This window comes from [Micrococcus luteus] ATCC 49442 (genome assembly GCF_010367585.1).
GTDB classification, from domain to species: Bacteria; Actinomycetota; Actinomycetes; order Actinomycetales; family Micrococcaceae; genus Arthrobacter; species Arthrobacter luteus_A.
In genome coordinates, this window is record NZ_JAAAXP010000001.1 from 1,846,474 (window position 1) to 1,869,420 (window position 22,947).

At 64.9% G+C, this 22,947-nt stretch carries 15 protein-coding genes; 9 read left to right on the plus strand and 6 right to left on the minus strand.

Annotated elements, in window-relative coordinates; all coding sequences use genetic code 11:
- Window positions 1-235 precede the first annotated feature (235 nt).
- The 6 genes from nirB (at window position 236) to GUV69_RS08300 (ending at window position 7,264) form a co-directional block, all read left to right on the plus strand.
- The gene (gene nirB / locus GUV69_RS08275; protein ID WP_164201378.1) at window positions 236-2,866 is read left to right on the plus strand and encodes a nitrite reductase large subunit NirB; all 2,631 of its coding nucleotides are present in this window, start codon (window positions 236-238) and stop codon (window positions 2,864-2,866) included.
- A gap of 2 nt (window positions 2,867-2,868) precedes the next feature.
- Complete coding sequence (gene cobA, locus GUV69_RS08280) at window positions 2,869-3,903, plus strand: uroporphyrinogen-III C-methyltransferase (RefSeq protein ID WP_164201380.1); 1,035 nt, start codon at window positions 2,869-2,871, stop codon at window positions 3,901-3,903.
- Window positions 3,904-3,917: 14 nt separating this feature from the next.
- Window positions 3,918-5,063 (plus strand): uroporphyrinogen-III synthase, encoded by a 1,146-nt coding sequence (locus tag GUV69_RS08285; RefSeq protein ID WP_164201382.1) that lies wholly within the window; start codon window positions 3,918-3,920, stop codon window positions 5,061-5,063.
- Window positions 5,064-5,251: 188 nt separating this feature from the next.
- Window positions 5,252-6,127 carry an FAD-dependent oxidoreductase gene (locus GUV69_RS08290; protein ID WP_164201384.1) on the plus strand — a complete coding sequence of 292 codons (876 nt, stop codon included), beginning with the start codon at window positions 5,252-5,254 and terminating at the stop codon, window positions 6,125-6,127.
- 114 nt (window positions 6,128-6,241) lie between these two features.
- Window positions 6,242-6,967, plus strand: coding sequence for a deoxyribose-phosphate aldolase (deoC, locus tag GUV69_RS08295; RefSeq protein WP_164201386.1), 726 nt, complete (start codon window positions 6,242-6,244; stop codon window positions 6,965-6,967).
- A gap of 51 nt (window positions 6,968-7,018) precedes the next feature.
- Window positions 7,019-7,264 (plus strand): hypothetical protein, encoded by a 246-nt coding sequence (locus GUV69_RS08300; RefSeq protein WP_164201388.1) that lies wholly within the window; start codon window positions 7,019-7,021, stop codon window positions 7,262-7,264.
- Between the two features lie 84 nt (window positions 7,265-7,348).
- Here the strand turns inward: GUV69_RS08300 and GUV69_RS08305 are convergent, their stop codons facing one another.
- The 4 genes from GUV69_RS08305 to GUV69_RS08320 all read right to left on the minus strand — a co-directional run bounded on the left by GUV69_RS08305 (window position 7,349) and on the right by GUV69_RS08320 (window position 18,129).
- A complete protein-coding gene (locus GUV69_RS08305) occupies window positions 7,349-8,155 on the minus strand; it encodes a metal-dependent hydrolase (RefSeq protein ID WP_164201390.1) in 807 nt (268 codons plus the stop codon).
- Between the two features lie 6 nt (window positions 8,156-8,161).
- Window positions 8,162-11,860, minus strand: a complete 3,699-nt coding sequence (gene mfd / locus GUV69_RS08310) for a transcription-repair coupling factor (RefSeq protein ID WP_164201392.1) — start codon at window positions 11,858-11,860, stop codon at window positions 8,162-8,164.
- A 153-nt stretch (window positions 11,861-12,013) separates the two neighbouring features.
- Window positions 12,014-12,952, minus strand: a complete 939-nt coding sequence (locus GUV69_RS08315) for an AfsR/SARP family transcriptional regulator (protein ID WP_244292655.1) — start codon at window positions 12,950-12,952, stop codon at window positions 12,014-12,016.
- 347 nt (window positions 12,953-13,299) lie between these two features.
- Entirely contained in the window at window positions 13,300-18,129 is a 4,830-nt protein-coding gene (locus GUV69_RS08320; protein WP_244292656.1) for a peroxidase family protein, read from the minus strand.
- A gap of 260 nt (window positions 18,130-18,389) precedes the next feature.
- On the opposite strand from GUV69_RS08320, the gene GUV69_RS08325 reads away from it, so the two are divergent.
- Genes GUV69_RS08325 through GUV69_RS08335 form a run of 3 tightly spaced genes read left to right on the plus strand, consistent with a single transcriptional unit; the run spans window position 18,390 to window position 20,673 of the window.
- A complete protein-coding gene (locus GUV69_RS08325) occupies window positions 18,390-19,901 on the plus strand; it encodes an SDR family oxidoreductase (protein ID WP_164201398.1) in 1,512 nt (503 codons plus the stop codon).
- 47 nt (window positions 19,902-19,948) lie between these two features.
- On the plus strand, window positions 19,949-20,446 hold the full coding sequence (locus GUV69_RS08330) for a DUF2505 domain-containing protein (protein WP_164201400.1): 498 nt from the start codon (window positions 19,949-19,951) through the stop codon (window positions 20,444-20,446).
- 5 nt (window positions 20,447-20,451) lie between these two features.
- Complete coding sequence (locus GUV69_RS08335) at window positions 20,452-20,673, plus strand: SCO4848 family membrane protein (RefSeq protein ID WP_164201401.1); 222 nt, start codon at window positions 20,452-20,454, stop codon at window positions 20,671-20,673.
- 79 nt (window positions 20,674-20,752) lie between these two features.
- Here GUV69_RS08335 and sufU read toward each other — a convergent pair whose 3' ends face one another.
- Window positions 20,753-21,202, minus strand: a complete 450-nt coding sequence (gene sufU, locus GUV69_RS08340; protein ID WP_164201403.1) for a Fe-S cluster assembly sulfur transfer protein SufU — start codon at window positions 21,200-21,202, stop codon at window positions 20,753-20,755.
- Between the two features lie 22 nt (window positions 21,203-21,224).
- Entirely contained in the window at window positions 21,225-22,550 is a 1,326-nt protein-coding gene (locus tag GUV69_RS08345) for a cysteine desulfurase (RefSeq protein WP_164201405.1), read from the minus strand.
- Between the last annotated feature and the right edge of the window lie 397 nt (window positions 22,551-22,947).

A 22,947-nucleotide genomic window follows, 5' to 3' on the forward strand; every position in this document is an offset into this window, starting at 1 on the left:
AGCCACGTTTATGGCCGCACTAACAACCTAGGCAGCGGGTGTTTCAAAGGCGTGCAGTAAATGTGTCCGGCGGGTAAAAGAGACCTCACCCGGTCGGAAACGCGTTCGTGATGCAGAAGTTAAGATCACGAAACAATTGGGAAACTGAAGCGAAACTGCGTCTCCGTAGTCTGAATGCATACCTCGTCAGAGAAGGTCGCAGAACTCCGTCTGCGGCCCATGCGAAAGGCCCACAGTGACCGAACAGACTTCACGCACAGAGAACACGCGCCGCATCGTCGTCGCCGGTGGCGGTCCAGCCGCCCACCGCTTCGCCGATGCCATGCACTCCCGTGGCCTCGAAGGCTGGCATGTCACGGTCCTCACCGAGGAAGCCCACCTCCCCTACGACCGCGTGGCGCTGTCCAAGGCCCTCACCGACACCGACGTCGACCTGACGCTTGGATCAGCGTCCATGTGGGACCACGCCTCCCTGGACCTTAAGACCGGCGAGCGCGTTGTGAAGATCAACGCCGGGGCCAAGACGGTGGAAACCGCCGCCGGCAGCACCTTCGAATACGACGACCTGGTGGTCGCCACCGGTTCGAATGCTGCGCGGCTCCCCATCCCCGGCAACGAGCTCACCCACGTCTACCGCACCCTCGAAGACGTCTGGGCCATTAACAAGACCATCACCGAACTCACTGAGAAGCTCGGCCGCAAGGTCAACGCCGTCACCATCGGCGGCGGCCTCCTCGGGCTCGAATCGGCCGCAGGCACGGAGCAGCTCGGGGCCACGCCGATCGTCATCGACGGTTCGCAGTGGCTGATGGCCACCCAGCTGGACGAAGGTGCGGGCCAGGCAATGGGCCGGCTGATCAAAGCCAAGGGCTTCGAAGTTCACGGCGGCGTCTTTCCTTCGGAAGTCCTCTCCGACGACGAGGGCCAGGTTACCGGTGTCCTGATGGCGGACGGCCGCATCATCGACGCCGACATGGTGATCGTTGCCATCGGCGTCCGGCCCCGCGACGAACTCTTCCGCGCTGCCGACGGCGAAGAACAGGTGTTCAGCCTGGGCCAGCGCGGCGGTGTGGTCATCAACGATTACTGCGCCACCGAAGTAGACGGCATCTGGGCCATCGGTGAAGTGGCCAACTTCGAAGGCATGTGCCTGGGCCTCGTTGCCCCCGCCAACACCATGGCAGAGATCGTGGCCGACCGCCTGCACGGCGGCGGGGCCACCTTCCCCGGTTTCGACACCGCCACCAAGCTCAAGCTCTCGGGCGTGGACGTCGCCAGCTTCGGTGACGGCTTCGCCAGGACCGAGCACTCGCTCGAGATCGTCTATGCCGACCCCGCCCGCGGCGTCTACCAGAAGATTGTCACCACCGACGACGCCAAGACCCTCCTGGGCGGCATCTTCGTGGGCGACGCCAGCCCCTACACCAGCCTCCGCCCGCTCCTGGGCCGCGAACTGAGCGCCGAGCCCGGCGCGTACCTCACCGCGGCCGGCGGCGGCGAGGCCCCGGAAACCGAGCTCCCGGACGACGCCATCCTCTGCTCCTGCAACAACGTCTCCGCCGGAACCATCCGCGATACCGTCAACGGCTGCGGCGCCTGCGACGGCAACGCACCGGTCCAGGAACTCGGTGAGCTGAAGGGCTGCACCCGCGCCGGCACCAGCTGCGGTTCCTGCGTGCCGATGCTCAAGAAGCTGCTGGAAACCGAGCTCACCAAGTCCGGCGTCGAGGTCTCCAAGGCCCTTTGCGAGCACATCGAACTCTCCCGCCAGGAACTGTTCGACGCCATCCGCGTCCTGGAACTGACCTCTTTCGAAGAGATCATGGCCAAGTACGGCACCGGCGCCGGCTGCGACATCTGCAAGCCCACCATCGCCAACATCCTCGCCAGCCAGAACAGCGCCTACGTGCTGGACGCCGGCCGCGGTACCCTGCAGGACACCAACGACCGTGCCCTCGCCAACATGCAGAAGGACGGCACCTACTCGGTGGTCCCCCGCATCGCCGGCGGCGAAATCACCCCGAAGAAGCTCGGCGTCATCGCAGCGGTGGCCGAGAAGTACAACCTGTACACCAAGATCACCGGCGGCCAGCGCATCGACATGTTCGGTGCCCGCCTCGAAGAGCTGCCGGAAATCTGGAAGGAACTGGTGGACGCAGGCTTCGAGTCCGGCCAGGCCTACGGCAAGAGCCTGCGCACGGTGAAGTCCTGCGTTGGTTCCACCTGGTGCCGCTTCGGCGTCCAGGACTCGGTGGCCATGGCCATCCAGCTTGAGCTGCGCTACCGCGGCCTCCGCAGCCCGCACAAGCTGAAGATGGGCGTCTCCGGCTGTGCCCGCGAATGCGCCGAAGCCCGAGGCAAGGATGTTGGCGTGATCGCCACCGCCGACGGCTGGAACCTGTACGTCGGCGGCAATGGCGGTGCCACCCCGGCCCACGCCCAGCTGCTGGCCAAGGACCTGGACGACGAGACGCTGATCAAGTACATCGACCGGTACTTCATGTACTACATCCGCACCGCCGACCGCCTGCAGCGCACCGCACGCTGGCAGGAAGAGCTCGACGGCGGCATCAAGCACGTCGAGGACGTGGTGGTCAAGGACACCCTGGGCATCGCCGAGGAACTCGAAGCAGCCATGGCCAAGCACGTGGACACCTACGTCGACGAATGGGCCGACACCCTGAAGGACCCCGAGCGCCTGCGCCGGTTCCGGTCCTTCGTCAACGCCCCGGACCAGAAAGACGACTCCATCACGTTCGTCTCCGACGAGCGCGGCCAGTTCCGGCCGGCCACCGCTGAAGAAAAAGGGAAGGTCCTCATCGGCGCTTCCATCCCCATGCGGCCCCGCGACGAGAACGAGGTATAGCCATGCAGCTCAGCATTGATCTGACCGGCCGGGAAGTCCTGGTCACCGGCTCCGACCACGCCGCACGCCAGGCGGTGCGCCGCTACGAAGCCGCGGGCGCCGTCGTCTACCGCCTCAGCACCCCGCAGGGTGCCGCGCATGACGGCCCGCTTCCCGAACGTCCCTTCCTGGTGGCAGCAGTCGACGACGGCCAGCCGGGCTGGGAGGCCCTGCTCGGCCGGTGCCGCGTAACCGGTATCCCGGTCGCGGCCGAACCGGCCGCCGGCCCCGTAGGCCACGTAACCCTGGTGGGTGGCGGTCCCGGCACCACGGACCTGCTGACCGTCGCCGCGGTCAACGCCCTCCGCGATGCCGATGTGGTGTTCTACGACCGCCTCGCGCCGTGCCAGGACCTGCCTGTCCTGACCTCGGCCGAACTGGTGGATGTGGGCAAGAAGCCCGGCCACCACAAGGTCAGCCAGGCTGACATCGAAAAGCTGATGGTCGCGTCCGCCTTGGAAGGCAACAATGTGGTCCGGCTGAAAGGCGGCGATCCCTACGTCTTCGGCCGCGGCGGCGAGGAAGTTGCCTCCTGCGTCGCCGCCGGCGTACCCGTCCGCGTCATCTCGGGCGTTACCAGTGCGATTTCCGTCCCGGCGGCGGCAGGCATCCCGGTCACGCACCGCGAGGTCAGCCACATGTTCACCGTGGTTTCAGGCCACGCCCCGCTCACCGAAAAAGAACACATGCATCTTGCCGGCCTGGGCGGCACCATCGTGGTCCTCATGGGCATCGGCACGCTGCACCAGCTCGCCGCCGGGCTGCGCAAAGCCGGCATGCGCCCCGATATGCCCATGGCCGTCGTCGAACGCGGTTACCGTCCCGGCCAGCGCACCACCATCGCCGACCTGGGCACCATCACCTCCGCAGCTGCCGGGTGCAGCAATCCCGCCGTGCTGGTCATTGGCGAGGTGGTCCGGGTGGCTGAAGCCAACCGCGGGCATGCTGAGGCCGCCGCTGACCTGGACAGGCTGGCGGCCTCGCTGCTGGGTTCGTGAAAGGATTGACCCCCATGAACGCACTGGCACCAGCTGAACCCGAGGCAGACGAAGCATCGGATGCCGGAAGCTCCCCCTTGGAGGGCTTCCGCATCGGGGTGACCTCGCACCGCCGGTCCCGCGACCTCATCGAGGCCCTGGAACGGCGCGGCGCTGAAGTACTGCACGCCCCGGCGCTGAAGATCGCGCCCGTCCAGGAAGACATCCGCCTGATTGAGGACACCAAGGCCGTCATCGCGGCCCGCCCTGACCTCTGCATCGCCACCACCGCGTATGGCATGCGCCGCTGGTGCGAGGCGGCCGACTCGTTCGGGATTGGCGAGGAACTGCTGGAAACACTCGGCGCCTGCCGGATGTTCGTCCGCGGCCCCAAAGCCCGCGGCGCCGTCCGCGCCGCCGGTCTCGCCGACGTCGGAATCAGCAGCGACGAAACCACCGCAACGCTGGTGGACATGCTGCTCGCCGAAGGCGTCCGCGGCAAGACCGTGGCCGTGCAGCTGCACGGCTACACCGACGTCCGTCAACTCGAGCGCCTGCGCATGTCCGGGGCAACCGTCCTCACCGTGACCCCCTACCGCTGGGTAAAGCCCGACGGCGAAGACCGGCTTCCGCGCCTCATTGAGGCCGCGTGCAGCGGCAACCTGGACGTGCTCACTTTCACGAGCGCGCCGGCCGTGGACGCGATGTGGAGCACCGCGCACGAGATGGGCCTGTACAAAGAGCTGATCCACAGCCTGAAGACCAACGTCACTACGGCCGTGGTGGGCCCCGTAACGGCACAGCCGCTCCTTGACGCCGGTGTCACCCCGCTCATTCCCGAGCGGTTCCGGATGGGCGCCCTGATCCGCCTGGTGTGCGAACACCTCGCCCTGAACCATGTGCGGCGCCTCGACACAACCTCCGGCAACATCGAACTCCGCGGCCGCAGCCTGCGGATCGATGGCCAGCCCGTTGAGCTGGCGCCCGCGCCATTGCTGCTGCTGCGTGCGCTGCTGGGGGCCGGCGGGGCGGTCCTCTCCCGGGAGGCCCTCTCCGACCTGCTCGAACTCAAAGGCTCCGTCCACGCCCTCGACATGACTGTCAGCCGGCTCCGTTCCTCGCTGCCGGACGGCCGCCTGGTGGAGACGGTAGTCAAGCGCGGCTACCGGATCCGCGTCTGAACCGTTTCCACGGGAGTTTTGTCCGAATAATGTGACCAAGGCCATACGGTAAGCACATCATCTGGACAAAAACTCCCGCTCCCGTAATTGGGGCGAAACACGCTGGAAAAACGGGCACCCTACGCTGGGGAACATCACGAACTTCCCGGCCGGGGCTAGCCTGCGGCCGCCAGCGAAAGGGCCAGCACATGTCCGCTCCGGCATCCTCCATCTCCCACTCCGCCGCCATCTCCAGCACCGCGCCACGCATCGTCATTGCAGGTGCCGGCCCGGCGGCCCAGGCCCTTGCGAGGCAGCTGGACCGTGCACGGTTCACCGGAACCATCACCATCCTGAGCAACCGTGACGACGTGACTGAGGAACTCCTGGAGGTGGCAGCCCTGCCGCAGGTCTCGCTCCGGTTCGGCCAGCCCGCCAGCTTCATCGAGGCCGCAACGCGGACCGTGACCACGGCTGACGGGATGGCATTCAGCTACGACCAGCTGGTCATCGCAACGGGTTCCGCGCCGGAGGAAGCCCCTGTTGAGGGTTCGGGCCACTGCCTGAGCTACTCCACAATCGATGACGCCGCCCGGATCGGCGAAGCGGTGAAGGACCTGACCAGTGAATTGGGCAGGCGGCCGCTGGGAATCCTGGTGGGCACCGGTGCCGCTGCGGGGCAGGCCGAGGCGGTGCTGCGCGCCCGCGGCGTCCGCCCGGTCCGGACCACGGTGCGGCCTGCCGTGGTGAAGCCGCGAAAGCCCGGCCCGGAGCTGAACACCGCAGGGATCGTCTTCGCCGACGGCAGCAGCATGAACGGCGACATTGTGGTCCTGGCGGAGGAACGCGTCTCCCGGGACGGGCTCGCTGCCAGCGCCGGCCTCCGCACGGCTCCCGGCGGCGGCATTGCCATCAGCCAGGACTTCCGGACCTCCGTACCGGGGATCTGGGCCATTGGTGACGCCGCAACGTTCGACGGCGTCCGGCTGGGCCTGTTGGTGGCCGCGGCCTCTGCAGCCGGTGCCTGCGCCGCGCAGCTGATGTCGGCGTCCTCGGCCGGAACGGACCTGCAGGCAGCGGCCTGAGCTCCTGCGCGCACCCCTCATGGCGGCAACAGCGTGTGGCAAGATGGTTCCCGAAAGAGCCCTGCACGCTGCAGCCCGCCGACGGCCCGCAAGGCCACGAGGAAAAGGACCACCATGAGCAACGAAGCCACTTCTGCCGGCCAGCGCGGAGCCGGCACGGACTCAGCACCGGGGAACATAGCGTCCTACATTGACCACACGCTGCTGAAGCCCGAAGCCAGCGAAGCGGACATCCTGAAGGTGTGTGCCGAGGCCGCCGAATACCATTTCAAGTCGGTCTGCGTGAATCCCCTGTGGGTCAAGACGGTCAAGACGGCCCTCAAGGGTTCCGGGGTGCTGACGTGTTCGGTGATCGGTTTTCCACTGGGGGCCACACCCACCGATGTGAAGACATTCGAAGCCCGCGGTGCCGTACTCGACGGCGCAGATGAAATCGACATGGTCATCAACATCGCCGCTGCACGGGCCGGGGACAAGGGCGCGCTGGTGGAGGACATTTCGGCGGTCGCCGAGGCTGTCCATGCGAGCGGGGCCGCCTTGAAGGTCATCATCGAAACTGTGTTTCTCTCCGACGACCAGAAAGTCCTTGCCTGCGAGGCTGCGGTTGAGGCCGGGGCAGACTTTGTGAAGACGTCCACCGGCTTCAGCGGCGGCGGTGCCACGGCCGAAGACATCGCTCTGATGCGCCGGACCGTCGGCCCTGATCTGGGCGTCAAGGCTTCCGGCGGCGTGCGCTCCCTGGCTGACGCTCAGGCTATGATTGCTGCTGGTGCAACACGTATTGGTGCCAGCTCCGGCATTGCAATCGTCAAGGGAGAACAGGGTTCAACCAGCTACTGACGCTGCCGGAGCCGCCCTAGATTTGAGCCCCCAGGGGCCGAGGAGGAACGAATGTCCAGCAAGACCACAGCGTCCGGCGTTACGAAAGTCCAGACCCCGGAGAACGAGAACAGCCTCGTCACGAGCATTGGCCTGTTTGTGGTCATGATTGCCCTGTTCCTGGGCTCCGTCTACTCGCTGTCCTTCCTCACCCTGGACAACCCGTGGCCGATGGCCGTCTGCCTGGGCCTCTTCTTCCTGGCGTACTGGATTCCGCAGACCATCCTGGGCCGCTCCGATTCAGCGGGCGAGAAGTAAGACCTGCTTTCCACAGCAACGCGGGGTCACATAATGCCCATCCTCAAGGATTTATTGGGCATCATGTGACCCCGCGTTGGTTGTTTAAGTGCGGATCACGTTGCCGAGGGCGGCGAGAACTCCCGGGCCATGCTGCTTTGCCGCAGACCAGGCCGCCACGCACATCCCCACCATGGCGTAAGCACTCACGGGGATCAGCACCAGCCACTCCCGCCGTGATCCTGCCCGGCCGAGGAGAGGCAGGGAAAACGCGCCGTTGGACTTCCAGATGTCGTTGAACACCGGGAGTTTCCGCAGGAACCGGGGTGGCTTGATGACGATCGGCCAGAGCAGAGGCACGCCGCCGGTGGTGATCATGTCCCCCACAATGTGGACCACCACGCCGGTCAGCATGGACACCGGCAGCCAGGTCCACTGGTGCGGGGCAAACCACGTCACCAGCCCGGCCATTGTGAGGGCGAAAATCCAGTTGCTGATGAAGCCCGACCTGGGGAACAGCTTCAGCGCCTGGGCGGCGATGTTGATCATGAACATACACAGCAGGCCGGCACCGACGGACAGCAGGCCCCAGTCGGTCTGGAGCTGGATCTGTCCCGCCATCATGGCCAGCACCACAAAGAAGGCCGCTCCTAGGATGGAGTGGGTGCCTTGACGGTGTCCGCCGCTGGCGTTCTCAATTCCCCTGGCAATGACGTTGGACAGCGGGGGCAGCGAGTTCGCCACTGTGCTGTGCCGGTGGTCCCAGTCGCACACCAGGGCTGTGCCCGCTGTCGCCATGCCCCCGATCAGGATGCCGGTCGCATCCAACGGATACCAGCCCAGGGTGTACGGCCCTGTCGAGGCAATAGCTACCCACGCCGCGGCTCCCGACGCGGCGTGATGTCCTCCCATCAACGGTCAGCTCACCGCCTGCGTGGCTGATAAAGGAGTGTCGGAGAAGATGTTGCGGATGACGCCGTTGGCCCATTCCAGGATTTCGGCGTCCTGGAGGTCCCGGCCGCCGATCCTGGCGGTCTTGGGCTTTGGAATCAGCACGGCGTCCAGGGCCGGCTTGGACTGCGAACCCGGGTACATCCGAGTCAGCCGCATCTGCTTCGACTCAGGCAGTTGGGCAGGTGAGAACTTGATGAAGTTCCCCTGGAGCGCGACGTCGGACAGGCCGGCCTCGCGGGCCCCTACCCTGAAGCGGGCCACGGCGATCAGGTTCTGGACGGGCAGGGGCGGCTCCCCGTAGCGGTCCACGAGCTCGGCCAGGACTTCCTCGATGGCTTCGTTGGTCAGCGCTGAGGCCAGCTTGCGGTAGGCCTCCAGCCGCAGCCGCTCCCCCGGTACGTAGTCGTGCGGGAGGTGGGCGTTGACCGGCAGCTCGATCTTCATTTCGGCGGCCTTTTCCTCGGCGTCGCCGCGGTAGTCCGCCACGGCCTCGCCCACCAGCCGGATGTACAGATCGAAGCCCACCCCCTGGATGTGCCCGGACTGCTCGCCGCCGAGCAGGTTGCCGGCACCGCGGATCTCGAGGTCCTTCATGGCCAGCTGCATGCCGGCTCCCAGCTCGTTGTGTGTGGCGACGGCCTTGAGCCGTTCCAGCGCCACTTCGCCCAGCGGCTTCTCGGACGGGTAGAGGAAGTAGGCGTAGGCGCGTTCGCGGCCACGGCCCACACGGCCCCGGAGCTGGTGCAGCTGGGAGAGGCCGTACTTGTCCGCCCCGTCCACAATCAGGGTGTTGGCGTTGGAGATGTCCAGGCCGGTTTCGATGATGGTGGTGCACACCAGCACGTCAAAGCGCTTCTCCCAGAAGTCCACGATGATCTGCTCCAACCGGCTCTCGGACATCTGCCCGTGCGCCACTTCCACGCGCGCCTCCGGAACCAGTTCGCGGACCTTCGCGGCGGTCCGTTCGATGGTGGACACTCGGTTGTGCACCAGGAACACCTGGCCTTCCCGCATGAGCTCACGCCGGATGGCGGCCGAGGTCTGCTTGTCCGTGTACGGGCCCACGTAGGTCAGCACGGGGTGGCGTTCCTCCGGCGGAGTGGCCAGGGTGGACGTTTCCCGGATGCCGGTCAGGGACATCTCAAGCGTTCGCGGGATCGGTGTGGCGCTCATGGCCAGGACGTCCACGTTGGTGCGCATCTTCTTGAGCGCCTCTTTGTGCTCGACGCCGAAGCGCTGCTCCTCATCCACGATCACCAGGCCAAGGTCCTTGAATGCGAAGTCCTTGGAGAGCAGCCGGTGCGTGCCGATGACCACGTCCACGGAGCCGCTCTTGACACCTTCCACGGTTTCCTTGGATTCCTTGGCGTTCTGGAATCGGGAAAGGGCCTTGACCCGCAGCGGGAAGCCGGAGAAGCGCTCGGTGAACGTCTCGTAGTGCTGCTGGGCGAGCAGGGTGGTGGGCACCAGCACCGCCACCTGCTTGCCGTCCTGGACCGCCTTGAAAGCTGCGCGCACGGCGATCTCGGTCTTGCCGTAGCCCACGTCGCCGGAGACGAGCCGGTCCATGGGGATCTCGCGCTCCATGTCCGCTTTGACCTCGTTGATGGTGGTCAGCTGGTCCGGCGTTTCAACGTACGGGAAGGCTTCCTCCAGCTCGCGCTGCCACGGGGTGTCCGGACCGAAGGCGTGGCCGCGGGAGGCCATCCGTGCGGAGTACAGCCGGATCAGCTCGCCCGCGATCTCCTTGACGGCCTTGCGTGCCTTGGACTTGGTGCTGGCCCAGTCCGAGCCGCCCATCTTGCTGAGCACCGGGGTATCGCCGCCGACGTACCGGGTCACCTGGTCCAGCTGGTCGGTGGGAACAAAGAGCCGGTCCCCCGGCGCACCGCGCTTGGACGGGGCATACTCCAGGACCAGGTATTCGCGGACGCCGTCCCCGCCGCCGGCAACCTTGCGCTGGATGAGTTCAACGAACCGGCCGATGCCGTGCTGTTCGTGCACCACGTGGTCTCCGTTGACCAGCTGCAGGGGGTCCACGGCGTTCCGGCGCTTGGACGGCATGCGCCGCATGTCGTTGGTGGAGCCTGCAGACGTCCGTCCCAGCAGATCGGCCTCGGTGAGCAGCCCGAGTTTGAGGCTGTCCAGGACAAAACCGCGTCCGACGGCGGCAGTGGTCACCTCGATGATGCCCGCCTGCGGTTCCTTCTCCAGGGTGTCCACCCGGGCACACGGAATGTCGGCGTCGTGGAACAGTTCCGCCAGGCGCTGCGCGGGACCGGGGCCCTCGGTGACCACAACGATCCGCCACTGGTCCCGGACGTGCGAGCCGATGAACTCCATCATCTCGGCGACGTCGCCCTGGTATCCCCGGGGTTCCCGGGCATGCAGGTTCAGGACGTCGATCTCCGGCAGCAGCTCCTCATCAGTGGCCAGCGACGTGATGGACCACCAGGACACCTCATGGTTCAGGGAGAAGCTGCGGGTTTCGGCAAGGGAGCGGAAGCTGGCGGAGTGCAGGGCGGCGGACGCCTGCGAGCTCAGATCCAAGGGAGCCGTGCCTCCGTCCGAGGCTGTGGACCAGGCCGCTTCCAGGAACTCCTCGTTGGTGGCCGCGAGGTCATGCGCCCGGGTGCGGACCTTTTCCGGTTCAATGACCACGGAGATCGATCCGGCGGGCAGCTGCTCCACAAAGGGAACCATGGCGTCCACCAGCACCGGCGCGAGCGACTCCATGCCTTCCACGGCAATGCCCCCGGCGATCTTCTCCAGCATGTCCGCGGCGGCCGGGAGCTGGGCCTTCAGGGTGGCCGCCCGTGACATCACCGACGGCGTAATCAGGATTTCGCGGCAGGGCGGCGCGTGCAGTTCCGTGGGGTGGTGGATGCCCGGAGCCGACAGCGAGCGCTGGTCCGCGACGGCGAACCAGCGCATCTGGTCCACCTCGTCGCCGAAGAACTCAACGCGGACGGGGTGGTCCTCGGTGGGCGGAAACACGTCGATGATGCCGCCGCGCACGGCGAACTCGCCGCGGTGGGTGACCATGTCCACACGTGCGTAGGCAGCGTCTGCCAGCCGGCGCACCACATCGGTGAACGGCATGTCCTGGCCAACCTTCAGCGTCACGGGAACCAGCTCACCCAGCCCGGCGACAATCGGCTGCACCACCGCGCGGACCGGGGCAACCACCACCCGCAGCTGACCCGCTGTCGAGCTTTCCAGGTGTGCCAGCCGGCGCAGGACGGACAGCCGCCGGCCCACAGTGTCCGAGCGGGGTGAGAGCCGCTCGTGCGGCAGGGTTTCCCAGCTGGGGAACTCGGCCACAGCATCCGCCGGAAGGTAGGCCCGGAGGGCCGCCGTCAGGTCCTCAGCCTCACGTCCCGTAGCGGTGACGGCGAGCACCACGGCCGGGATCCCGCCGTCGGGCGTTCCGTCCGCAGCACTGGCGCCCGCGGCGGTGAGGCCGTCTGCCATTTCCGCCAGCAGCGCGGCGCGGAGGCCGGCCGGCGCGCTGATCTGGTAGTCCTGGCCGCGGACATCGAACCCCCGTGCTGCCTCGGCTCTGACCCGGGCGAAGGTGTGGTCCTCGGCCAGGGCGCTGCGCAATCCGGCAAGCGACGGACCGGAAAGGGAGGCACCAGTGCGGGAGGCGCTCGGGCTCATGGCAGAAACTCCTGTGGGATTCGTGGGCAGCGCAGGCAACGCGAAAACCCGAGATTCGCTGCGAATACCGGGTCCTCCCAGCCTACTCCTGCCCCGGCGCCCACTCGGAACGCGTCTCTGCTTCCACGGACGACCCGCCCCACCTGTTGTAGGTCAGACTGCGGCCCTGGCCCTCTGGAGAAATGAGGCGAGAATCCTGCCCGCATCTTCATGGGTGAAGCCGTAGTCAGTTGTGGACCGGCGGGTGTGACCTTGGCCGGACAGTCTGTCCCCCAGATATACCAACGCCGCCATCGCCTCCGCGAGCTCAGTATTTGCGTCAGCGCGCTGGTGCAGAAGCCTCAGGTGCGCGGCCTGCAACGACGGACCGGGCGCGCAGCCAAGGTCGCGGTCGAAGATCAGTTGGCACCGCGCGTAAGCGGACAGTCCCTCTGCCGGCAGCCCGGACTGCTCGTAACCTGTCACCAGCACTGTCCAGGCCCGCTCGTTGAGTGGATCGGAGGCCACTGCCAGCCGTGCCCAGCCGACAGCATCCAATGCGAGGCCCAGCAAAGCAGCAGTCTCCGCGGCCTGGATTTGCGCGGCCAGCCGTTCTGCCCCTTGGTGTGCCCTTGCCTCGTCGGCCCAGTCGGAGGCCAGTTCTGAAGCAAGAAAGGGCTCAGCAGCGAGTTCCAAGGCCTCCGTCAGAAATGCGTATCCTTCGCAGGGCGATGCCTGAGTCGCCTTCCCAACTAACTGGCGGAACCGGAAGAGGTCCAGGTCCACAAGCGCCGGGTCGATAACATAGCCCCCGTTCGCGGTGCGGAGCGGTCCGGTCTTGGTGTTTCCCGGCTGAATTGCGCGCCGAATACCGCTGATATAACTTTCGAGCGTTGCGACTGTCCCCTTGCCGGCCCCGGAGCCCCACAATGTTTCAATGATTCGGTCCTTGGACACCGGGTTGCCCAGGTTCAGCAGCAGTATCTCCAGTATCTGCCTTGGCTTGCGTCCGCCGATGTCTGCCGCGGAAAGTGCAACTCCCCTGCGGCGCAGTTCGAACGTGCCGAATAGACGGGCGGCGACCACTTCTTTTGGTACAAGAGTATTCCCCACGATTGTCCCCATATCCCCCAAGCCACCCAAAACTGAGTGCGGCTTTCCGGTCGGAAGAGCAGAAGTGCGTGCTGCTGGTTCCGGCTTTCAGAACCACCGTGACACGGGGAGATGTGGCCAACAAGGTTCGCCAGTACCTGTTTTTTCCGGGAAGCCAAAGACACGTAGACGGTCCCTGAGCACCCGTAACCCGCCCGTAGCCCCGGCAGGTACTCATTGCTCCGAACAAGTACCGTTGCCGCCTATCACCGCTGGCAGGTAAGTAGCCCGCTAAGTACAAAAAGTGGGTGAAAGCGGCAAAAGGCAGGCCCCGGATTTCTCCGGAGCCTGCCTGTGCCTGCTGTTTATCAGCCTGCCGTAGGGTTGCTCATCCGGTAAAGGAAGGCTGCCATCTGGTCACGGTTGATCTGTTCTGCGGGACGGAAGGTCCGCACTCCGTTCTCAACCCATCCTTCGGAGATGCCCTGTGCCCTCAGCCACGAAATCTGCCTGTAGAAGGTGTGGTCCGTGGACACGTCCGCGAACGGCGAGACCGCAGGCGGCGTGTACTGGGCGTCGGTGGTGCCGCTCATCCGGTAGAGGAACGCCGCCATCTGGTCCCGGTTGATCTGCTCTGCAGGACGGAAGGTCACCTGGTTGCCCTCGACCCATCCCCGGGAGATTTCCTTGTCCCACAGCCATGCAATCTGCCTGTAGAAGGTGTGGTCCGTTGACACGTCCGCGAACGGTGAGACTGCAGGCGGGGTGTACTGGGCGTCGGTGGTGCCGCTCATCCGGTAGAGGAAGGCTGCCATCTGGTCCCGGTTGATCTGCTCTGCAGGACGGAAGGTCACGACTCCGTTTTCACTCCATCCCTGCGAGATTTTCTGGTCCCACAGCCACGCAATCTGCTTGTAGAAGGTGTGGTCTGTGGCCACGTCCGCAAACGGCGAGACCGCAGGCGGAACGAATTCGGGAGGAACAACCACGGATGCCGTTGGCGTCACCGCGTTGGATGCGGCCGAAGCAGGGCTTTGACCGCCGGCATTGACCGCAATCACCTGGAAATTGTAGGCCGTACCATTGGTCAGGCCTGTCACCGTGAGGCTGGACTGCGTCGACGCGATATCCGCGATCGTTCGGACAACCGTCTCCCCCTCACGGACCAGGATGGTAAATGTGTCGGCAGCGAACTCACCGGCAGTAGCCGAGAAGCGCACTGTGGCGGTGGTGTCACCGGCTTCAGCCGTCCCGATGGCAGGAGCCAGCGGAGCCTGAACTTCGACGGGCACAACGTTCACAGTCTGGTCGGTGAACCGCAACCGTTCGACGTTGGTGATCCGGTCCGTACCGTCGTCACCTGAACCGCGGGCATGCACCACCGTGGTCACCCCGTTGGCAGTGGTGATGTCGTACTCGGTCCGCGCTCCGGAGAAAACAGCAGTATCGACGTCGGAAGCGCCCGGTGTGGAGAGGATTTCCCGAACGATCACCACGTTGCCAGGGTCGATTTTGCCAGCCATGATGTCTGCCTGGATCTCCGTCAGGGATGTTGCTGTCCTGATCTGCTGACCCGCTGCATCAAGGACGCTGAGACGGACATTGAGCCACTTGTCGCCGTCGATGATGTCGTCGGCGCCATTGCCCCAAATCTCGTCACTGCCTGAACCGCCGATGATGATGTTGCCTGCACCGAAGCTGGTGGCTCCGGAAGGAAGGAGGTCGGCCAGGCCCCTGATGCGCGCAATTCCGGCGGCATCCAGTTCATTTGTCAGGCCAGGGACGTTGACTTCCCCGTTCGGTTCGGACGGCACTTCGTCGTCGCCCCGGAGCACGTCGTCCTTGTCCCAGCCCGAGAGTGCTTCAACCAGGAGGAAGCGGTCCTTGAGGGCGTTGGGCCCGTCCACGATGATTTGGCGCATGTCCGCATCGGCCCTTTCGACCGAGCGGGCGTGCGTGACCCAGTCAAAGCCGAAGACGCCGTGGTTGCGTTCGATGCCCGGCCCGGCAACCATCACGTCGTCGCCGCCCTCGGCGTCATAATCGTCCTCACCCGAATCACCGATCAGCACGTCATGGCCCGGAGCATTAATATCGTCGAAGAACGGTGCTCCACTGTCGCCCTGCAGCAGATCGTTGGCGTTTCCGCCTTCCTGCCAGTCATCGCCGCCACCGCCGAACACAGTGTCGGGGCCGTCGCCGGCGATGACAAGGTCATTACCCTCTCCAGCGAAGGTCTCATTGCCGTTCAGGCCGCCATTGGAGAAGTCATGGCCTTCACCGGACATGATGATGTCCAGTCCCGGCCCGGCGTCGATGGCATCGTTTCCGTTGCCGCCCTTGAGGACGTCGTCACCATGTGAGTCGGTGATGCGGTCGTTGCCGTCGCCGCCCAGAACCGTATCGGCGCCGTCGTTGCCTTCGATGATGTCGCTGCCACCGTTGCCCCAGAACGTATCGTTGTCGATACCGCCCCAGATCCGGTCCCCCAATTCCGTTCCGTTGAACGTGGATTGGGCGTTAAGACCCGGCCGGTCCACCGAGTTGGTGAGGCGGTATCGGATGGTGCCATCGGACATCCTCATCAGGAGCGCGGACTCGTCGCAGGCGGAGAGCAAGTCGTCAGCCACGGAGTTACCGGTGCTGGCGGAAATCCTGCCGATCTCAAACTCACAGTCCGCCACGCCGAAGACGTCAGCTTTGAGCGCTGCGGCGTCCGTGTTGCGCATGATGAGTTCGGCCATGGAGTTACCTTCCAGCTGCGTACGCAGGTTCAGGCCGGAAGTGCGTGACAGATAGTAAAGCCTGTCCCCGTCCTGCAGGTCCGTCATCTGGCGCTCGAAGATGTAGTTGAAGGTCGAGCCGAGCAAGCCGCCAAACAGGTTCTGGTATTCGGCCAGGCCTCCGACCCACAGGTCAACACTGTCAAGGCCGGTGGCAGTGCCCGCCCACGTTCCCGTGGCGTTGACGAAGTCATAGGCGTCTGCCGGTGTGGCCGCGTCCTTGGTGTCCATGTCGAACAACCGCTGAGCAGCGATGCGCTTGTCCGCAATGGAGGCTGCCGCCTTGATCGTGTCGTGCTCGCCGTAGGCAGCCATGAAGTTCACCACGGAATCCGGGTGCTTCAGGTTCTGCCCGAAGTCGACCCAGCTCGTGTAAGGCTTCAGGGAAGATTCACCGGTGGATGCGTACAGCTGCGTACGGAAGTTATTCAGTGACGGGACGCCGGTTTCCCTGCCGCGGGCAATGTTCAGTGAGGCGAGGTCCAGCGGCAGGCCCAGGACGTTATTGCGCAACGTATCGGTGACGAACTCGTCGAGTTCAGCTCCGACCTGGTCCGTCATGCCCATGGCGATGGCACCGGCCGCCGCCTCCGGGGTCAAGGGGCCAGTTGGACTTGAGTAGTAGGCTGCCGGATTCAGGAAGGCATCCAGCAGTGGCATCCCAATGTCCGTGCCATTGTTCGTCTTCCGGTCAACAGTTTCAGTCAGCATAGAGTGGCCGAACCGGTATGTGGCATGTGCAAATTCCGCCATAATAGCCGGGTCAATCGCCGTGTCTGACTGGGTGAAGGGGTTGAACGCGTTGATGCCGGGCTGGATCTTGCGGGCGAAGTCCTCGAACACAATGTGTTGGTATTGCATCTCGGTCACGTAGCGTGCAGCCTGGAACAGCCTCTCACCGTTCCACTGCCCGTTCGGAAGCTTCCACTCGTTGACGTCGATATTCTCCGACGTAACAAGAGTCTGCATGTAGTCCACCAGCCGGTTGTGCTCTGAATGGAAGATCTGGTGAATAGCAGTAAGGCCGATGTTTTCGTTGACTCGTCCATCACCGGCAACAAAGTGCGCTTCCAGCGTCTCATTGTCGTAGACCCCGGGCTCTGTGAGCGGCTGGGCTACCGGGTTAGCAAGTTTGTCTGTGTCTGCCGGCAGAGGCCGGCCGGTCTGCGAATTGAACGGAGCCGCGTTGTGGGCGATGTCGTCCAGGAATGCGATGCCAATCCGTTCCACATCGGCCGGTGGCGCCACGGGTGCCTGAAGGTTGCCTTCAACGCGACCGCTGGCGGTTTCATACTGTGGCAGGCCGCTCGGGCCACGCAGGAAGCGGCCGTACTGGTCCGTCGCCAGCTTGGGAATATCGGCAATGTCGTAATCGGACAGCTCCAGACCAAGCAGTGTCCTTGCCTGCTGCTTGACGTCGGCCCAGGTGGCCATTCCTCCCGGTCCTCCTTCGAGGAGTTCGCCCGTTGCAACGGGGTCGCCGGCTTCATTCAGGGAATATTCGCGCAGGAACACCTGGTGCGACGAATGTGACGAGTAGGTCTGGCTCTGGTCCACCCATGGTGAGTCGGTGTTGGTTGCGTTTTGCACGTCGTCGACGGTACCTAGGATGCCGTCGGGACCGGGCTGGTTTTCCGCACGGCTGAGCAGCATGAAGTTGGTCCGGCCACCCTGAACAAAAAGGGGGTCATCTTCGGACAGCGGCATCATGATGTAGTTGCTGGTCTTCTTGGTGAAGTCGACACCGTGGTCGAAGAACTGACCGAATAGCGCAAACATGCCGTTGTAGGGCGGCGACAGGCCGAAGTCGGTAGTGACGTTGGGGATATCAAGGGTCTCACCTTCCGGAACGCAGTTCTCCGGCACGCCCTCGCTTTCGCACGGTACAGCGGTGGGACCGTCATTAACTGTCCGGTGGGCCTTGCCGGCTGCTGCTACTGCAGCCGGGTTAGTGATGGTCTGGTCGACGATCGCGTTGCTCACAAACCGCGGACCGTTGTCAGTGACGCTGGTGTTGACGGATTCGTAGCTTTGGCCGTCAGGCGTGGTGCGCCACTGCGGCTCTGCCAGCCGGGGGAATTCCCGGCTCGCGGAGCCATAGTCCTCCTGACCGGCGATGAGGTTATTCTCAGTCCCGTCTACCGTTCGAAGGCCGTATGGCAGGAGCGGGTTGGCTATCTGATTGGCGCCAGGCCCGACGAGCGGCTGGCCCGGAACATCCTGGCCTTGCGCGTTCTCCTTAGTGGCGTGGTTTTCTGCAATCTTGATCTGCTTGAGGATGAACCGCATATCGCCGGCGTTCAGCGTAAAGCCCTGACCGGTCGGAGCGGCGTAAGCAGCGGGCGCCAGCACAGAGGGTATGACCCCCGCCCCGATGATGAAAGCTAACGCACTCGCCGTGACTTTACGCGTCACTGCCGTAACTGAAGCCTTTGAACCCGGCATGCTGCCCCCCTTTCGAGACTTGCGATGTTGTGCCATGATCTTTCCTCCATCGAATACCCACCGGCTTCCCCCTCATCGTGGTCGCTCAGCTTGCTTACTGGATGCGCCCAGCTTCGACGACCGGCCTTTGGAAAAACTTGGGCCGCCCACTTCAACGTCTGGCCCTCCCAGTTGGAATTGCTACGCTGGCTCAGCAATTCCGCCTTGAACCAGCTTCCGAGGAGATCAACATGAACGGCATCCGCAGGACCGTCCTGGTGACCGGCGCCACCGGCTACATCGGTGGCCGTCTGGTTCCACGGCTGCTTGAGGCAGGGCACACCGTAAAGGTGCTGGTCCGGACGCCGGCCAAGATCTCCGGCGTGCCATGGCTGGACCAGGTGGAGGTGGTCCAGAGCGGCCTCGACGACGGCGCCGCCCTCCGCGATGCGCTGGAGGGCGTGGATGTGCTCTACTACCTCGTCCACTCCATGGCCGCAGGGTCAGGGTTTGAGGCCAAGGAAAAAGCGATGGCGGAGACGGCCGCGAAGGCTGCAGCCGAGGCAGGCGTGGACAGGATCGTCTACCTGGGCGGCCTGCATCCGTCCAACGTGGAACTGTCCACGCACATGCGGTCCCGGGAAGCTGTGGGCAAGGTGTTTCTGGACAGCCCGGTTGACGCGATAGTTTTCCAGGCCGGGGTGGTGATCGGTTCCGGCTCCGCGTCCTTCGAAATGATCCGGCACCTCTCCGAAACCCTTCCCCTGATGCCGGCCCCGAGCTGGGTGCGGAACAAAATTGAAGCCATTGCGGTCCGGGATGTGCTGCACTACCTGGTGGGAGCCGCGTCCCTGACAGGGCCCATCAACCGCACGTTCGACATCGGCTGCCGCCAGGTCCTCAGCTATGCCGGCATGATGAAGGAGTACGCCGCCGAAGCCGGGCTGCCGTACCGGGTGGTGCTCGCACTGCCGGTTCCTGCGCCGAAACTCGCAGGCTTATGGGTGGCCCTCACGACTCCGATTCCCCTGTCCATGTCGCTTCCGCTGGTGCAGTCATTGCAGCACGACGCCGTGTCCCGGGAGCACGATATCGACTCCGTCATTCCCGCACCTGAGGGCGGCCTGACACCGTACCGCCGGGCCGTTGCTCTGGCACTGGGCAAGGAACGCGACGGCCAGGTGGAAACCACGTGGGCCAATGCCGGCGCCGATGCCGATCCGCTGCCCAGCGATCCGGACTGGTCAGGGCACAAGGTCTTCGTGGATGAGCGGACGTTCCACGGGGACGTTGATCCCGCGCACGTCTGGAAGATCATCGAGGGAATCGGGGGCCGGAACGGCTGGTACTCCCTGCCCCTGGCCTGGCAGGTCCGTGGCTGGCTGGACAAACTCACCGGGGGCGCAGGGCTCCTGCGGGGCCGGCGGCACCCCGGCAGCCTCGTTTCCGGCGAGGTGGTGGACTGGTGGCGCGTTGAGCGGATTGACCGCGGGAAACTGCTCCGCCTGCGGGCCGAGATGCGCGCGCCCGGACGGGCGTGGCTTGAGCTGTCCGTGGAGCCCGACGGCGGCGGGAGCCGCTACCGGCAGCGTGCCATCTTCTTCCCGAAGGGACTCAGCGGCAGGCTCTACTGGCTCGCTGTCCTGCCCTTCCACAGCCTTATTTTTCCGGCGATGGCACGCAACATCACAACTGCCGCGCAGAAGTTGGTAGAAGCCGAGCGTGCGGAGGCCGGTTCTGGAATCACGCCGGGCTCCCCGTAGGATGTGGGGAGCAAAAAGCGTACTGACCCCGTATCACTGGAGGATCCATGGCACTGAGTGCAACCACCACCCTTCCGCATGCCGTCGACAGCGTCGCTGCTGTTTTTATTAACGAGGACTTCCAGCGGCACACCAGCGAATACGTTGGCGGCACGCTGGAGTCCTTCGCCGTTGACGGCGACATTGCCGGCGCCTTCAGCACCACCTCGGTCCGCACCCTCCCCACCTCCCGCCTGCCGGAGATCGCCCGCAAGTTCGTAGGCGAGAACCTTACGGTGACCCAGGTTGAAAACTGGGATGCCCCGGCCGCGGACGGATCCCGGCAGAGCAACATCACGCTGAAAATAGCCGGCGCTCCCCTCGACGTAACCGCAGTCCAGCGGCTCGTTGCCGAGGGCGGCAGCACCCGGGTTGAGCTTGAAGGGAATGTGACCTCCTCCGTGCCGTTCCTGGGCAGCAAGATCGCCGAGGCGGCCGAGCCCATGGTGGCCAAGGCCCTGAACATCCAGTCGCAGCGGGCCCAGGCCTGGCTCGAAAGCCACTGAGCCCGATGCAGCTTCCCCTCTTCGCAGCCTTACTGCTGATCATCGCCGGCGTCTGGTCGCTGGTGGTCTGGCCGCAGTTCCTGCGCCGGGTCATGAAAGATCCCCGGGCGCGCGATTCCCACGGCAAAGCCACAAAGTTCCTTACGGTCCACGTGGTCCTCGTCAGCATCTCCATGGTGCTGGGGGCTGCCACCGCGGTGATCGGCGTTCTAGGGCTGCTGGGCTAGGGCTTAACGCGGGCGCCTCCCCTGCCGCTGGCAGAGGAGGCGCCTGTCTGTTTAAGCTGCCTGGCTGATGAGTGCCGGGCTAAGCCGCCTGGTTGAGCGCGTCCTCGGCCGCTACCCACGAGATCATGGCGCATTTCACGCGTGCCGCATAGCGCGCCACACCCTCGAACGCGGCAGCGTCACCCAGGATCTCGGGATCAGCATGGATCTTCCCGCGCGAGCGCAATACTTCGCGGAAATTGCCAATGATCGCGTGGAGTTCGTCCACGGTCAGCCCCTCACCGAGTTCACTGAGGACCGAGGCCGAGGCCATTGAGATGGAACACCCCGCTCCGTCCCAGGAAATCTGCGCCACTTTACCGTCTTCCACGGCTACCCGGAGGGTGACTTCGTCCCCGCAGACAGGGTTCAGCTGGTGTGACTGGCCAGTGGACGCCCCTGCCGGGGCGTCCATGCCGGCCAGGCCACTGCCGTGCCGGGCTTTGGAGTGGTCAAGAATGATCTGCTGGTACAGCTGGTCAAGGCTCATGTGTATACCTTCGGTTCCCGCGTCAGACGCGGAAGTAGGAACGGACGCCGGCGACTGCTTCGAGGAAGGCGTCGACGTCGTCGGTAGTGTTGTACAGGTATGCGCTCGCCCTGGTAGTGGCCGTCAGGCCCAGGCGGCGGTGAAGCGGTTGGGCGCAGTGGTGCCCCACCCGGACGGCGATTCCGCGGGAATCCAGGAACTGCCCGACGTCGTGCGCGTGCACACCGTCGACGTCGAACGCGGCAAGGCCAATCCTGTCCTGGCCTGCCGCCGGCCCCAGAACGCGGATTCCCGGAATGGCCTCCAGCCCGGCCACCATGCGCTGGCCCAGTTCTGATTCCCAGCGGTGAACCCGGGCCAGGCCGGTTTCGGTGAGGTAGCTCGCAGCCGAGGCCAGGGCGACTGCCTGGGAGATGCGCTGGGTGCCGGCCTCGAAGCGCTGCGGCGCGGGCAGGTATTCTGCCCGTTCCATTGTGACGGTGGTGATCATGGATCCGCCGGTCAGAAAAGGCGGCAGCGTATCCAGGAGGTCCTGCTTGCCGTACAGCACACCGATTCCGGTGGGCGCCAGCATCTTGTGGCCGGAGAACACGGCGAAGTCGACGTCGAGTTCCTTGACGTTCAGGGGCAGGTGGGGCGCACTCTGGCAGGCGTCCAGGACCACCAGCGCTCCCGCCGCCCGCCCTAGGGCCACCAGTTCTCTCACAGGGTTGATGGTGCCCAGGACATTGGACGCGTGCGTGAAGGCCAGCACCTTGGTCCTGCTCCCGAGGATTTCAGCGGCGATGTCCAGCCGAAGCGATCCGGCGTCGTCGATGGGGATATAACGCAAAGTTGCCCCGGTGCGGAAAGCCAGTTCCTGCCACGGGATGAGGTTGGCGTGGTGCTCCATTTCGGTGACCACAATCTGGTCCCCCGGTCCAACGGCGAGTTCCTTCAGCCGGTTGTCACCGCGCCCTTGGGCAGCCCACAGCGTGGCATTGGATAGCGCGTAGCTGACAAGGTTCAGGCCTTCGGTGGCGTTGGAGGTCCACACCGTCTCTTCATAGTTCGCGCCGATGAAGTCCGCGACGGTCTGGCGGGCATCTTCGAAGACCTCGGTGGCCTCCACGGCAAGGTGGTGTGCGCCGCGGTGCACGGCGGCGTTGCGCTGTTCGTAGAACTCCTGCTCAGCCTCGATGACGCTGAGCGGATTCTGGGATGTGGCGCCCGAATCCAGATACACCAGCGGTTGCCCGTTCACCAGCTGGTTGAGTATGGGGAAGTCATTCCTGATTCGGAGAACCTCGGCGTTGTCCATGGCAGGAACGGCACGTTCCAGCGTGGCGGGCGTTGAAACTAAGGCCAAAGTGAACTCCTTGAGATGCCAACAGATTGACATTCAATTGTCCCACAACACCTCTGTGGCGGCCGCCGGGGGCGTCCGCCACAGTTGCTCCGGGCTTCACCCGCGGATAGGAGGGCCGGCGACGGCTGGGGGGAGAGCCTCGGTCTCAGAAGACTCTGACGTCGCCGGCCCAGTCTCGTTCCGGCCCACGGGCCGGAAAATCACTAGTGAGACAAGACCTGGAAAGTCTGTTTGGCTGGGTTAGCGGACCTTTGCGGCCGCTTCTTTCTGCCTCTTCAAGTTAATCCCATGCGGACACCGGCGGCACGAGTAGGCAGTACTCTACTTCGACGGCCCGACTACGGGGTACGCCCGAAGTGATACGCGTATCCCGGCCGCCTCCCCCTGGGGTCAGGCC